The sequence below is a fragment of the Psychrobacter fjordensis genome (assembly GCF_904845995.1).
GTDB lineage: Bacteria > Pseudomonadota > Gammaproteobacteria > Pseudomonadales > Moraxellaceae > Psychrobacter > Psychrobacter fjordensis.
In genome coordinates this window covers 1-15281 of record NZ_CAJGYP010000004.1, presented here as the reverse complement: position 1 = coordinate 15281, position 15281 = coordinate 1, and the positions used below count along the sequence as shown (strand labels likewise).

General features: G+C 43.8%; 9 protein-coding genes and 1 pseudogene. All 10 read left to right on the top strand.

The genetic code is table 11. From position 1 onward, the window contains the following. The first annotated feature begins 18 nt into the window (after positions 1-18). On the top strand, positions 19-522 hold the full coding sequence (locus tag JMW61_RS13920; RefSeq protein WP_025651832.1) for an Hcp family type VI secretion system effector: 504 nt from the start codon (positions 19-21) through the stop codon (positions 520-522). 101 nt (positions 523-623) lie between these two features. After that, positions 624-1115: a type VI secretion system baseplate subunit TssE gene (gene tssE, locus JMW61_RS13915; protein WP_201551997.1), complete on the top strand. Its 492-nt coding sequence runs from the start codon at positions 624-626 to the stop codon at positions 1113-1115. A 54-nt stretch (positions 1116-1169) separates the two neighbouring features. Further along, positions 1170-2993: a type VI secretion system baseplate subunit TssF gene (gene tssF / locus JMW61_RS13910; protein WP_201551996.1), complete on the top strand. Its 1824-nt coding sequence runs from the start codon at positions 1170-1172 to the stop codon at positions 2991-2993. Continuing rightward, positions 2957-3997 (top strand): type VI secretion system baseplate subunit TssG, encoded by a 1041-nt coding sequence (tssG, locus tag JMW61_RS13905; protein WP_201551995.1) that lies wholly within the window; start codon positions 2957-2959, stop codon positions 3995-3997. The genes tssF and tssG overlap by 37 nt, the downstream gene beginning before the upstream one ends. Positions 3998-4146: 149 nt before the next feature. Continuing rightward, entirely contained in the window at positions 4147-7074 is a 2928-nt protein-coding gene (gene tssH / locus JMW61_RS13900; protein ID WP_201551994.1) for a type VI secretion system ATPase TssH, read from the top strand. Then, positions 7074-8225 carry a type VI secretion system protein TssA gene (gene tssA, locus JMW61_RS13895; protein WP_201551993.1) on the top strand — a complete coding sequence of 384 codons (1152 nt, stop codon included), beginning with the start codon at positions 7074-7076 and terminating at the stop codon, positions 8223-8225. The genes tssH and tssA overlap by 1 nt, the downstream gene beginning before the upstream one ends. Before the next feature lie 107 nt (positions 8226-8332). Then, positions 8333-11080 carry a contractile injection system protein, VgrG/Pvc8 family gene (locus tag JMW61_RS13890; RefSeq protein WP_201551992.1) on the top strand — a complete coding sequence of 916 codons (2748 nt, stop codon included), beginning with the start codon at positions 8333-8335 and terminating at the stop codon, positions 11078-11080. Between the two features lie 54 nt (positions 11081-11134). After that, entirely contained in the window at positions 11135-12130 is a 996-nt protein-coding gene (locus tag JMW61_RS13885) for a hypothetical protein (RefSeq protein ID WP_201551991.1), read from the top strand. Further along, a complete protein-coding gene (locus tag JMW61_RS13880; protein WP_201551990.1) occupies positions 12127-14817 on the top strand; it encodes a T6SS effector BTH_I2691 family protein in 2691 nt (896 codons plus the stop codon). Before JMW61_RS13885 ends, JMW61_RS13880 begins: the two co-directional genes overlap by 4 nt. Beyond that, positions 14818-15281: pseudogene (locus tag JMW61_RS13875) on the top strand (hypothetical protein); the annotation flags it as partial.

Genomic DNA, 15281 nt, shown 5'->3' with positions numbered 1-15281 from the left:
CAAAATAAGGTATGTGACATGAAAGATATTTATATTCAGTTCCGTGGTAAATATAAAATTGATGGCGAGTCTCGTGATAGCGAGCATAAAGGTTGGCTTGAAGTAAACACTTGGGATCATTTGATCCGTCAGCCAAAATCAGCGACAGCAAGTAGCGTTGGTGGCCACACCTCTGAGCGTTGTGAGCATGCTGACATGACGTTTATGAAAGACTTGGATTCTACGAGTCCTAAGCTATGGGAAGCGTGTTCTGCTGGTTATACTTTCGATGAAATTCAAATTGATTTTTATCGTGCCAACGGTGACAAGCGCGTTAAATATCTTGAAGTTAAGCTTAAGCATGCGCTTATCGCAAGTGTTGAGCCAACCGTACGTTCAGAAGGCGTACCAATCGAAAAAGTCGGTATCAAGTATGCTGCTGTTGAGTGGACTTACACCCAGCAAGATATCGATGGTACTGCTAAAGGCGCTGTGACTAAGAAGTGGTCACTAGCCAATAACACTGCTACTTATACTGCCTAAGTCAGGCTGTATCAGGTGTTATCTATCTTATCGTACCGAAAAAGAAAGGTTTATATCTAGGCCTTTCTTTTTTACTTTTCTAAATAGGAATGATCGTATCGATGAACTACGCTACTAACGCCTCTAACAAAGAACTTGGGTTTCGCCCAAATTTGTTCGAACAGTTATTTGATGATCAGCCTCGTCATTTGGCGCATGAGCTCGTGGTGCGTCGCCTTAATATTGATGAATTAAAGTCTTCTGTCGCGCGAGATATTGAGGCTTTATTGAATACGCGCTGCGTGGTGTCTAGCAAGCTGCAAGACTATCAGCACGTGCGCTCATCAATATTGAATTTTGGCATATTGGATTTTGTGGGATTGAGCAGTGCCAACCCTGCTGACTGCGATTATATCTGTCGACAAATCGCAATAACCGTTGAGCAGCAAGACACCCGACTAAAAAACGTTCGCGTATCGCTAGATATTGGTGCGGTTGATGTCAATCAACTGTGTTTTTCGATTGAAGCGTTACTGAAAGTGTATCCAGCACAAGAGCTTGTTAGCTTCGATGCGTTCTTTGAGCCAAGCTCTCAACGTTACTTAATAAAATAACCCATATCAATGCTCAACCGACAGAGTTGGCAGCGATAACCGTATTGAGGCATCATGGACAGTCTACTTCCTTATTTTGAGCATGAGCTTAGCCTGTTTAATAAACAGTCAAAAGAGTTTGCCAAAAAGTACCCAAAAATAGCCAATCGGTTGTTGATGGGGCACGATACCGTAGATGATCCACATATTGAACGGTTGATACAGGCTTTTTCTCTCATTAGCGCGCGTATCAATAAAAAACTAGATGACTCGTATTCTGACTTTACAGAATCGTTATTAGAAGTTGTTTATCCTGATTATCTCAAACCCTTTCCATCCGTCTCTATCGCGCAGTTCAATCTAGGCGTGCAGGGCAATGCGATGAGTGAAGCGGTCTTGGCACCGAAACAGAGCACATTTGCCACCCAAAAGATAAATGGGACGCCTTGCCAGTTTCAGTCAACCCAAGACGTGACGTTGTTACCGATAGAGATAGATAGCGTCAGCTTTGAGACTCGCCAAGAAATCTATGACAATCAGCATGGTCTGCTAAATGGTTGTATCAGTATTAAATTTAAAGCGCTGAACCCAAGCTTTGACTATCAGGCGTTATTAAGTCATTCGTTAGATCTGTATATAGACGAAGATGCCAGTCAGGGCACCAGTCTCTGGGATTTATTATGGTGTGATGTCAAGCAAACGCACCTTCATGGTAGGCAGGTCAACAAGATAACGGGTAGTCCGTTTGAGATTATAGGCTTTGACCCTGAACAGCAAGTGCTCCCCAGTCACCGTGTGAGTAATGCCGCCTCTGCTTTATTAAAAGAGTATTTTTATTTCCCTGAAAAATTCAACTTTTTACGCCTGAATCTTGGCCGTGCTTGTCCAAATTTAAAAATCGATAGTAATGGCTTTGAGATTCGCTGTTATTTTAAGTTTGATAAAAAAAACACCATTCGCCTAAAAAACCTGCAGCAGCTAAGCGCTAGCAGTATCAAGTTGTTTTGCACGCCTGTTGTCAACCTATTCAAAGCTGCTGCCAAGCCTATCCAAGTGACCCATCGTTCTGTCTATTATGATTTGGTGCCCGATACTCGCGCGCTTTTTCAGCATGAAATCTATGAGGTCAATAAGGTTATAGAGTCTAAGCAAAGCGACAATCGTCTGATACAACGTGAATACCATCCGTTTTATGCGCTCAATCACTATGAGCAGCAAGATGAAGGCCGTTATTATCATATTAAACGTGATAAAGACATGGCTGAGTTTAAGCAAGGTTTTGAATACCAGATTATGTTTGTAGAAAAAAACCGTGAAGACTTGTCAGGTGCGGTGAGCATGAGTGCTTCTTTGTTATGTACCAATAGAGACTTGCCCGCTCAAGTGATATTTGGTCAAAGCCGTGGCGATCTGTTTAGTGAAGGTATGACAGGATTTAGCAGTTTGTCACTATTAAAGCAGCCAACCAGAACGGCACGGTTTGAATACACAGGTGAAGAGCGCTGGCGATTGATATCGCTGATTAGCCTAAATTTCTTGTCACTAGCGGCCCAAGATGCGGAGCTGATGAAAGAGTATCTGTCGCTTTATGATATTACCCAATCAGCATCTAATAAGTTGCTGGTTGAAGGCATCGTCTCTGTCGAAACCAGTATTGCGGCTAGGCGTATTCAGCGATTACCGCAACCTGGGTTTGTGCGTGGTACGGTCATTGATATTCAGATTAACCAAAAGAATTTTGCTGGAGTGAGTATCCGCCAGTTTGCCCATTTATTGGCTCATGTCTTTGGCTATCACGCTAGCTTGAATAGCTTCGTTGAGGTTGCCATTAGTGATGCCGTTACGAAAGAGGAGATATACAGATGTCAGCCACGCAGCGGTCTCAGTCCTCTTATCTAACGGATTTACTGGCGGCGCCGCAATCTTATGAGCTATTGCAAGCGCTGCGCTTGGTTCAGCATGAAGTCAGTATGGGGCATGCGCCTATCGAAGTGCGTTACCGTGCCTCGTTGTCATTGGCATATCCGCAAGCTGAAATTGAGTCAATGGCGCTCATTGCCCAAGACAATATGGAAGGCAGTGACAATTTAGTAGAGGATGGTCAAATAAAGGCCAGTTCGTTAATGGCCAGACAGATAGAGGTTTGCCCAGCAGTTATCGGACTTACGGGCCCATTATCGGCTTTGCCCGCGATGTATACCGATCATTTAGCATCGAGAGTCAATCATGCAAAAGACAAAGCGGCACCGGCATTTTTAGATTTATTTAACCATCGTTTAACTGATTTGTATGTCGAAGCGAGTTGGTTTTATAACTTGCCATTACAGTATGAGTTAAAGAATAAAAAAGACAGCTACCTGTTGAGCTTGCGGGCACTGGCACGTCAGCCTAAGAAGTTAACCGCCATCGACAGCTTGATTGCCTATGCTGGCATGATTGCCCCCGGACGCCTGACCGCCGACCAGTTATCACATGTACTATCGCACTTTTTGGACAGCACGGTCAGTGTCGAGCAGTTCGTACCAGAGTGGTTTGATCTACCAGCCAGTGAGCAGACCGCGCTTGGTGGGCAGCATGCCGCACTTGGACTATCTGCATTTTGCGGTGCGCGCGTCGTACAGTTTGATAGCAAAATTAGAATTGTATTTCACCAGTTAGATGCCAAGCGTTATTTGAGACTGTTGCCAGCCGGTGATATGTATCAAGTCATCATTGATTTTATCCGTAAATGGTGCGGTGTCTGTCTTGCCGTTGAAATGCAACTCGAGTTGGACAAGCAGTACATCACCCCTTTGTCATTGTCTGAAAGTGGTTTTGGTGGCTTGGGGCAAGGCGGGTTTTTGGTATCGCAGCCCGCGACCCAGCATCATGATGACACTCGCTATGCGTTGCCTATTCAATAGCTAGGGCATGTCGTCAGTCTGAACCCTAAACGGTAAATGGGCTAAAAACGGTCTGTTCACTAGTGATTATAAGAAGTCGCGCTAAGTTTTATACGTCAGTTTTATAAAAATAATGTTAAGTCTAATCAGAATGCCAAAGGAAAAGGTTTATGAGCCAGTTAAAAGCTGTAATTACCCGCTTGAGTCCGAGCTGCCGACAGTGTTTGCAGCAGGCAGCTAGGCTTTGTATCAATAATGGGCATCGTGAAGTCGATACTGTCCATCTATTGCATGAGTTGATTGCGACGCCGCACAATGACGTGGCTCAAATACTGAAATTCAATAAGATCAATCAACAGGCATTGCTAGTAGACATCACAGACTTGCTCGGTAATTTTAGTCAGGCAACAGGCTCGACCCCTGTGTTTAGTCAAGGGTTGATGGCGTTGTTAGAAGATGCGTGGGAGCTAGCCAGTAGCCAACATAGCCAAAGCGATGATAATAACAATCCACTAGAAATCCGATCTGGGCATATATTGCTCGTGCTATTGGCGTATGAGCGTTATCAGTCATTACTCAAAACCCTCCCTGAGCAGCTGCAGTATATTGATCGTTTTACCCTAAAAGATGATTATGAACGCCAATGTCTTGGTAGTACTGAGGGTAGTGGATCAAGCAGTAATAAAGGCGTCAATAATAAAGGCGTCAACAAGGGTGCTGATGATGGTGCAGACAATGATACTAATAATCAAGAATCTTTAGACGCTAAGCAAACTGAAGCTAAGCCAACCCCTGCGTTGGATAAATATACTTATGATTTGACTGCTAAAGCCAGTGCAGAGCAAATAGATCCAGTGATAGGCCGTGAGTTTGAAATTCATCAGCTGATTGATATTTTGATTCGTCGTCGTCAAAACAATCCAATTTTGACAGGTGAGGCAGGTGTGGGTAAAACTGCTGTGGTGGAGGGCTTGGCGCAAAAGATAGTTGCTGGTCAAGTACCTGATCAGCTCAAAGACGTGACGATACGTAGTCTCGATATGGGGCTATTACAAGCTGGGGCGAGTGTCAAAGGTGAGTTCGAAAACCGTCTCAAGCAAGTCATCGAAGAAGTACAAGCCTCGGTACAGCCGATTATCTTGTTCATCGATGAAGCGCATACCTTGATTGGTGCTGGCGGGCAAGCAGGTCAAAATGATGCGGCGAATTTACTGAAACCTGCGCTGGCTCGTGGTGAGCTAAGAACCATTGCGGCGACGACGTGGTCAGAGTATAAGAAATACTTTGAAAAAGACACAGCATTATCACGTCGCTTCCAAGTAGTCAAAGTTGATGAGCCTGATATCGATACGGCAGTGGCGATGATTCGTGGTTTGAGTGCCAAGATGCAGTCGCATTTTGGGATTTTGATAGATGATGATGCACTGCAAGCAGCCGTTGAACTATCAGCACGCTATATCAGCGATAGACAACTGCCTGACAAGGCCGTTAGCGTATTAGATACGGCAGCTGCACGGGTGAGCTTATCGAAGACAGCCATGCCCAATCAGCTGGATAGATTACAAGCCAAAGGTGTGCAATTAGAGCAGCATATCAATAATCTCAGTCAACAGCTTGAGCGTATCGGCGGTGTGGACGAAAAAGAAAAAGTCAGCCAAAAAATTGCCGTGCTTGATGAACAGCGTCAAACCAATCAGCAAAGCATCGCTGACATGACCAGTCGCTGGCACGAACAGCGCGAGCTTAATGATCAGCTTGATGCGCTCAATCAGCAGTTGAATGGTAAGGCAGATGGTGCTGATACGCTCAGTGCAACAGAGCGCTTAGACAAACAGTCTGAATACCAAAGCATTGAGCAGTCACTAAAACAAGTACAAGAGACACATCGCCTCATTCATCCTGTATTAGACAGACAAGTTATTAAGCAGATTATCTCGGATTGGACAGGAATTCCACTCAACGATATGGCGGGAAATGAGAAAGACCATATCTTGAATTTGGCTGACACCTTACAAACGCGCGTGATTGGCCAAGACCATTCTGTGGCTGCTATTGTCAAGCGGATTCATACAGCAAAAGCTAGGCTAGACGACCCAAATCGCCCGCAAGGGGTGTTCATGCTCGTCGGGCCAAGTGGTGTGGGCAAGACAGAAACTGCATTGGCGTTATCAGAGGTATTGTATGGTGGTGAGCGTAATCTTATTACCATCAATCTATCAGAGTATCAAGAAGCCCATAGCGTTGCCTCCTTAAAAGGCTCGCCACCAGGTTATGTTGGCTATGGTGAAGGTGGTGTGTTAACGGAGGCTATCCGCCGTCGTCCCTATAGTGTGCTCTTGCTTGATGAAGTAGAAAAAGCCCATCCAGACGTATTGGATCTGTTTTATCAAGTCTTTGATAAAGGGGTAATGGAAGACAGCGAAGGCCGTTTAATTGATTTCAAAAATACCCTGATCTTATTGACCAGTAATGTTGGTTCATCGCAGATTATGCAAGCGTGCATCAATACTGATCCAACCGTCACTGATTTTAGCTTACCAAACAGTGATAGCCTAAAACAGGTGATTAATCCGCATTTATATAAATCATTTAAGCCTGCATTTTTGGGTCGTCTAACGGTCATCCCTTATTATCCATTGACGGATGACGCGCTCGCAGAAATCATTCGCCTGAAATTGGATAAAATCACTGGCCGCATCCATGACAATTATGATGTGCCTTGTGTCATTGACGATGAAGTCATTGAGCTCATTTTATCGCGTTGTCATGAGGTCGACTCTGGTGCACGTAATGCCGATGCCATTATCAGTCATACCTTGCTACCGCAGCTGGCAGGTCAGCTACTGGCTCACGATGACAGTCAGAGTGTGCTAAAGAAAATTACTGTATTCGTCGATGATGAAGATAATTTTGCGTATCGTCTGGATACCGATGCGGTTGTGCCACTGAATCAAATGGCGCAATACAGTGAAGATGAGACTGAGGATAAGGTTAAAAAGTCGGTAAGCAAACCAGTTTCAGCCAAAAAGCCTGCTGCTAAAAAGCCAACAGTTAAAAAAACAGCACGCAAAAAACCTGTTAAAGAGGAATTACTATAATGAGCATTGATAACTCTTTAGCCACCAATATGGATGCCCTTATCACTCCTATTGATGGCAGTCATCATGGTGTCGGCGAAGACCTGACTTTTGATTTACGTATCGATGCCATCGTTGCTGCTCGTCAAGAGGACGACCCACTGCTGGCACAAGGCAACTGGGTCACTGAATTAAAAGTCGCTGATTGGGATTTTGTCAAAAACCAGTGTGCAGAGTTGCTAAGTCATACCAGTAAAGATATGAAGTTGGCACTATGGTACGTTGATGCCTTGAGTCATACAGATCATCTGGCAGGTATTAGTCATGGGCTAAGCGTATTGCAAGCATTCAATGACGAGTACTGGCTCACCATGTATCCGCCATTGGATGGTGAAGAAGACAGCATGGATATTAGGGCAGGGCTACTATCATGGTTTGTAAAAGCGCTCACTGATGACCTAAAACAGCTATCGCTCTCTGATACAAAGACAGAAAAATATAATTATAACTATTATCTAACCGCTCGTGACCATGACAAGCAGCGTCAGCAAAATCCTGATAGCGAATCGTCCAGCCAATTGACGCTTAGTGATTATAACCAAGCCATCAAAAGCAGTAGCGAATCATGGCAACGCGCATTGATGACGACTCTGAGTACCGTTACCGAGCAGTGGCAAGCATTGTCTGACCAACTTAATGATCTCATGGGTATCGATGCGCCTGTCTTCGCGCCAGTGACAGAGCTGTTAGCTGGTCTGAAGCAACACCTGCACTCATTGATACCAGAGCAAGCTGATATAGTAGACAGTAATAGTCAAGAAGGTATTGACGATATGGAAGAAGGTTTTTCTACTGAGAATGCAGTGCTAAATGATGGACAAGCAATTGGCGCAAAAACAAGCGCATCAACCAGCTTTAATCCGAACAACCGCGATCATCAAAGCAATCGCCGGCAAGCGCTTAAATTATTGGGTCAAATCCAAGATTACTTTGCGACCAATGAGCCGCACAGTCCAGTGACATTTTTACTCGGTCGGGCGATTAATTGGGCTGATATGCCGCTAGATCAATGGCTCACACATATCATCAAAAATGAAGACCAATTATCGATGCTCTCTGACATGATTGGGATTCAGCCAAAACGTGACTCATCTGATGACAGTTATAGCTAAGAAGACAGTTATAACTAAATAGCCAATTTGGCTGCGGCTTAACTGGCAATCTGTGTGCCATTTTTAATGTATGTTTACACCTTTGGACTGATAGAGAAGGGCTTGTCATGGTATGGACTCAAACGAAGCGGCACCTGCAAGTCAGTAGTGCCCATCCTGATATTGCTACTAGTCTGGTACAGCAAGCGGACTTGGTTGAGGGTTTGCTTGGCCTGCCACTGCCTGATAGCGTGTGGAGTAAGCCCGCGCTGATGCCAACGCCCGATGCTTTCCCAAGCCCTTATCATCACGACCAACGCGCGCAGTCCTATCAGCAGCGCCAGCTGGCACTCTACTGCGGCTACCGTATCAGCATTACGCTACTGCATCCGCAAGCAGGACTGGCTACCAAAGACTGGATAGGGCAAAGTTTAACGATTCACTGGAATACTGGCGATGCGCTGCTGATCAGTCAAATCCGTCATGGCATCATCACCGAAGTCGTTGCTCTGGGTAGCAACAGTGGTATGGCGGCCTATCGTATCATCTGCGAACCCGCTTTGAATCAATTACGCCTATCTAGTCACAACCGTCGCCATCATCATCTTAGTCTAAGCGAGCTGATCACTGATATTCTGAGCCCATACAATATGGATGTTGAGATTGATGAGCGTCTCAGTGATGACAGTAACTATCATATTCAGCATAGCGTGCAATATAACCAAACCGATTTGGCTTACTTAACGCAGTATCTCACTCTTTATGGAGTGACAGGTTATTACCGCCATGAGGCAGACAGCCACACGCTAGTATTACTTCCTCACGATGGTGAAATACTACGTCCTGATGCCAATGACATTCAAAGCATCTTGAGTCAAAACTCAGCCAACCTCGCTGACAGACAAGACCGTATCACCGCCATACGTCCGCAAGTTGCCCAACATACTCAGCAGAGCGACCTATATCGTTACGACAACCGCTTAATTGGCACGTATACTGGCAGTAGCACCAGTGAGCAACCTATTGACTCGGACAGTCCCAATGGTCACAGTCGCTTTTTGCACAGTCATAGTCACCTAAATGACGACGGACTCACCGCGCTTGCCACCCGCTACCAACAGAACGCACAGCAGCTTGCCAATCTTGGTAGCCTAACCGGCAACATCCGTCACCTGAATCTGCCAAGTGCCCACTATATCGATGGCAACCCTTATTTGACCGATCCACTCAGTCTCGTCTCCATACATCAGCACATTAACAATCATATTCCCGCAGACTGGTTGGGTGCAGTTGCCTTTGGTCCTATTACCTTGCAGCCAAATGCCAATCATGCCAGTCATGACAATAATGACGACAATGACAATAATGACGACAACGTCCATCACATCAACGCCTGCTACCTACCGTTTCCACATCATCACCATATTCCCTTTGGTCAGCAACTGAGCGAGCTTGGGCAACCGCACCCGAGTCTCACAGGTCTCATGAGTGCCAGCATCATAGACACAGACAGCAGCGCCATCACCCATGACCGTAACCACCGTGCCCATATTAGATATCACTGGCAAGCTGATGACAGTAATGGAAGCGACAATAGTCATGATGATGCCCACTGGATACCCATCGCCAGTCACCTCGTCGCCGACCACATGGGACAGACCCATCCGTTGCGTCATGGACAGCATGTCCTCATCGACTTCATCGGTGGTGACTTAACCCATCCCATCATCATCGGTAGCACCCATAACGGACAAGGCAACTCTGACGCTCAGCATAATAGCATCGTCAGTGACTCAGGCAGCATCGATGCCACCAGTCCAGCTTGGTTCATCAACCAAAGCCATGCTTACCCCATAGACGGCATCAAAACCCAAAGTATCGACAGCAGTCGCACAGGCGATGCCACCAAAGACAGCATCACGAATGGCTACAACCAGCTCATGTTTGACGCCCATCCTGAGAGTCCACAAATCAACGTCTATAGCAGCAGCTACCAGTCCAGCCTAACCATTGGTCATCTGTATCAGCATACCGACCATACTCGTGGTCAAGCACGTGGACAAGGTATCAGCTTAGAGACTGAGGCCGCTGCCAATATCCAAGGTAGCATCGGTATTCATATCAGTAGCAGCCAGTCAGACCCCTCATCAAACCCTCACATGAGCCATGACAGTCATAGCAAACTACAAACCGCTGACCAGCATCAAATAGCCTATCAAAGCCTAGCAGAAACCCATCAACCTGTCGGCATAGATGGCAGCAGTCAAAGCAATAGCAAAGGAGAACAACAAACGCCATTTGGTCAATTTAGCGAAGATACCAATGACAGCGCGCTTAACGAGTCGGGACAATGGCAACAAGCCAATCTGCTGATCGACTCTCAGCGCCATCTCGCCATGCTAAGCGGACAGCATAGCCAACATACCAGTACTGAAAGCGCGCACAGCCACGCCACCGATAGCACGCATCATCATAGTCAAACACAGATGAATCAGCTGGCGGCAGGGGATATCCATTACTACAGTAATAAAGCCCAAACCCATACTGCTGCTCATGGTGATGTGACGATACAAGCGCATCAAAGTGAGATGCGACTCGACAGTGAGCAAGTACTGCGCATCCATAGCCGAGACAGTATTGAGATTATCGCGCCTGATACGCTAACGCTAAAAGCGGCAGGCAGTGGTATTGAGATATCGGGTGGCAATGTGACGTTTATCACGCCTGCTCAAGTAGGCTATAAAGCGAGTAAGGTGGATCGGGGTAGTGGGGGTGGTGATGCTAAAAACCTAATGATGAAGCAGATGCAGTTTGAAGCTTGTGAAAAGTTGTCAGAGCAGGCTGAGGACAATCATGCTGCTAGTACCGACTTATAATAAAAATGACTTTCACTCAAATCTTACACACAGATATAAAAGCATGACAGCATAATGACTATCCAACCAGAAAAACCATTGAGCGTAAGCTTACAGACGCAAACGCTTGACGCTAGGGTGCTCAGTACCTTTGATGTCATGATTATTCATCATAGCCAGACAGAGCTGATCGGCGAGATTAATTCTGCTTTCCCCGACGCTATGCATTCATTACAGCAAGAGTTGCTTAGCTACCACATGATCGATAGTCCAGTCATGGTCACGCTAAGCTCAGACATCAGTAATATATTGGAGATGCATTTGCAGCAGTGTGAGCTGCTATCTCGTCATCATGGCATACTCACATTACTGGATTATACTGCCCCTAATATAAGAGTACATAAAACAAGAATTAGTGCAAAAGAGTATTTGCCAGATGATCTTGAATGGCAGCAACCAATAGTTAATACAACTGATATAGAAGCCTCCAAACCAGATGCTAAGCAAATTACTCGTGTACTAGGATTGAACCAAATCATCCAGAAAGGCAGTCAAAAAAAGCATTTTCGCTACTTAGATGCGCAAGTGCTGATTCACCTCGTACCTTTACAACAGTACCATTATATCGCCAATCGCTATGGCTATCCCAAGCGGCTGTGGTTGGCATTAGATAGTGACTGGTACAGTGTAGATAATATCCATCATTATATCGCTGACTCTAAAAGTTATATCCAACATCAGTCAAACTACTGCCCAATCACTCAAAACCAGCTAGACAATATCAGTATGCTTAATCGCTTTTTCTCCAAAAAAGGCATCGATGGAAGTACTCTAATACTTAATCATTATGAAACGTTGCTGAGTTGGATTTATAACCTAAAAGAATATCGAAATTTGTATCCAAATCTGACTGAAAAAAAATATCTGATGTATTTACACTGCCATTATTTATTATTAGTACTTAAACAGAAAGATGGGCAGATAAATCATTCGATATATAATCAAACACCTGAAGAGATAGTTATTTATCACAACTACCTAAGAAGTAAGATACTAGGAAATGAATCATGACAAATAACTATAGCCCGAATAAGAAGCCAATAGTAGAATTACAACTGGATTATGAAATACCTACAAAGCCTTTAGAGATAGAAGTAGTTGTAGATGTACCTATGCCAAAAGATAGGCTTTGTCAAGATTGCTTCACTAAAGGCTTGGTTATCATGCCTGTGAGAAAAAGCCATCGCTTAGTTAAGCATAATGATAAGGTAACCACTAAAGTCAATCGTAGCTTACAGCCAGGTTATCTATATGTCTTTGATAATCATAACCAGATACTACATTATTATAATGTGTCTTATGAAGGTTACATAAGTTATGTGGGTGAAGCGGTTGCAGGAAAAGCACAAAGTCCTAAAGATTTTATGGAAAAATCTTGTTTTAAAAAAAACTCTCATCAGGGTTATGCTAGTGTTATCCAAATAGAAGATGCTGATAAAATAGCAGAAATATGGATAGGATATAGTCCCACTGTTCTTAGTAAAAAACTCGCTGAAAAAGTGTCTACCGATACAAGCGTGCGCAATCAGGTAATGACTAAAATAACGCCAAAGCAATATAATACTACGCATATTAGTATGATTAACGCAGTTACAAATCAGACATTACCTCTAGAGTATTATGGAAAGTTAAATCCGTTAACTGAGAAACCGTACTATCCAGAAAAAAAGCATTATCTAGAGCCGTTAATTAAAGCGACAGAGACTTTAACTACAGATTCAAATTACCCTGCAGTTATGGTGATCATTAATGATCCAATTGGTGAAATGGTTGATTTAAACGAATTTATGATACAAGCAAAGCTTGCTTCTCGACCTACTGAAGATGAAGTTTATCGTCATACAGTAGCGACTCTCATCAACACTTTGAAAAGTAGTGTTGATGAAAGAGCAAAAGCTCATGCACAACGCCATATAGACAAAGTTAATGAGCATAACAATTATTTACGGCCGATACCAAGATGGGAAGGAGATGGTCCGAGTGAAGCAGAGCAGCAAGCAGAAGCGCAAAGACAACGAGAAGGTGCCTCAAGGTTTTTGGAGCAGCAACGACAATCAGCATGGTCAAGCTATAGCGAGTTAATTCGTGAAAGTGAAATGAACGGATGGCTGTCTGATTTTGAAGCAAGGTCCGAACAGCGTCAAAATGAGCTTAATACCTTGTTAGAGATGTTAGCTACTGCTTATAAAGATGTATTCAAAGGCGAAGAATTAAAAACAATGATGACTCACTGTTTTGATAAAGATGATGAGGCAAGTTGTGTCTATTATACACTTACTGTTCAGCAGTTTTTAGGCTCGACTGCTACTATACCGATGTTAGCCAACCTATATGATTTATACTTAACAGAAAAAAAAGCCAGTGACGAAGACAATTATTTAGCACGTGCCTTGACCTTTAACCAAGATCAAGTCGTCAATTATATTGATGGAATGCCATCTCTTACGGCAGGGTTTAGTACGACAGAGATTATGACCAACTCATGGTCAGGGTTGTTATATACTGGTTCGGCTGCGATATTTGGTAGGTACGATGCTGTCGCCGGACAAGTAGGCGCAACTGTTAGCCTAGCAGAGCAGCTTGCAGTTCCTTTTATGAAAGACTATCGTACAGGTCAGGCTTTGTCTGGACTAATGATATCTACTAAGGAGTATTTATTTGGATATCACCACGAAAAAGCCTTAATCGTAGTTAGAGGGGAAGGCAGCTACGCTGATGCTAGAAAAGCGTTAATAAATGGCGTTATGCACATCGCAGGTAGTGGTAATCTGCCTACTAGAATACGTGAAAGTATCGATCAAGCACTTAAAACTTCAGGAGAGGCTGCTAGACTCAATAAAACTATTAGCCAAAGTTTTATCTACTATATAGATAAAAATCAACTCAGAGCAGGAATGAACGTCTACGAGAGTAGCAATAAAGCATATCCTGACAAAAATACATTGAGACAAACTATAGGCCAATCAGTCTACACTGCGCCTGAGTTGTACGACCAAAGTTACAAAAATTACAAACGTTTTGAAGATATTACCAATCGACGAATAGACCAAGCTGTCCGAACCCATTATTTTGGGGCTATGCTACAAACAGTGGCTTGTGTCTTTTTAGTAGGTGCATTTTTTCAAGCAAAAACTCAACAAGATAGACTGGTAGAAGGCAGTAAAGCAGTCGCAGGATTGATGATACTGCTAGCTGGTAGTTTGGAGCTTCGTGGTAATGCCAGTCAGCTCATGATAAGTGAGTTGAAACTTCAACGTGGAGCAGGAGTAACCAACTTAAATAGGCAAATTGATAGTGCTGAGAGTACGGCAAAGTCGCTATCGAGAGGGGCGAGAATACTAAGTCTCGGAGGTGCGGCAATATTTGCAGGCTTTGATATAAAATCAGCTCTTGATGCTGAAGAAAATGATAACGAAACGATGATGTGGGCTTACTATAGTTCAGCAGCTACTGGAGCCGGCTCAACGGTACTTCTAACATTAAGTTTAGGAGCAACAGCAACAGGTATTGGCGTAGTCTTACTTATTGGTTTTATTGGTGTCACTCTATTCATCGGCTATTGGAAAAAGTCAGGAATGGAGAATTGGCTCAATCTAGGTATTTGGGGAGTCAAGAGCGCTGGTTGGTCACTTGAGCATACATTAGAGCAATTTGATCGTGCTGTGGTAGGTGACGATATCGATCTACAGGATAATTAAATGATAGATATTAATGGTAGAAACCCCTTTACAAAACTTAGTTATAAAGAAATCAATCAAAAATTCGGTGGTAATTTCGGCGTGGGTTTAGGCGGACGAGTTCAAGAAATTAAGGATTTTAAATGGTTAGATAAAACACACAATTATGACGTACCACTTTATCCTCAGCGCACTGTTGTACAGTTTAATTCAACTTACATGGAGCTAACAGGCCGTCAGGATAGAATACGAGGTGATGTCACGTTTGGCAGTTTGTTTTTTTTAGGACTAATATCAGGTGTCATTTACTTAGGTTTTGTCATATTGTATGACGAGTTCTTAACAGGCTCTTTTCTATTAGGGATATTGGCTAGTGCCATAACGTTAGCTTTTATAGTTGTTTTTATTTATTTATTGGCTTTACTCTCAACGGAGCTATTCAGCTATACCTACCTTCCCATTCGTTTTAATCGAAAAACACGAAA

What these genes read in the sequence shown, in the direction of transcription:
- JMW61_RS13920 (WP_025651832.1), top strand. Translation starts at nt 19, where the DNA reads ATGAAAGATATTTATATTCAGTTCCGTGGTAAATATAAAATTGATGGC.
- tssE (WP_201551997.1), top strand. Translation starts at nt 624, where the DNA reads ATGAACTACGCTACTAACGCCTCTAACAAAGAACTTGGGTTTCGCCCA.
- tssF (WP_201551996.1), top strand. Translation starts at nt 1,170, where the DNA reads ATGGACAGTCTACTTCCTTATTTTGAGCATGAGCTTAGCCTGTTTAAT.
- tssG (WP_201551995.1), top strand. Translation starts at nt 2,957, where the DNA reads ATGTCAGCCACGCAGCGGTCTCAGTCCTCTTATCTAACGGATTTACTG.
- tssH (WP_201551994.1), top strand. Translation starts at nt 4,147, where the DNA reads ATGAGCCAGTTAAAAGCTGTAATTACCCGCTTGAGTCCGAGCTGCCGA.
- tssA (WP_201551993.1), top strand. Translation starts at nt 7,074, where the DNA reads ATGAGCATTGATAACTCTTTAGCCACCAATATGGATGCCCTTATCACT.
- JMW61_RS13890 (WP_201551992.1), top strand. Translation starts at nt 8,333, where the DNA reads ATGGTATGGACTCAAACGAAGCGGCACCTGCAAGTCAGTAGTGCCCAT.
- JMW61_RS13885 (WP_201551991.1), top strand. Translation starts at nt 11,135, where the DNA reads ATGACTATCCAACCAGAAAAACCATTGAGCGTAAGCTTACAGACGCAA.
- JMW61_RS13880 (WP_201551990.1), top strand. Translation starts at nt 12,127, where the DNA reads ATGACAAATAACTATAGCCCGAATAAGAAGCCAATAGTAGAATTACAA.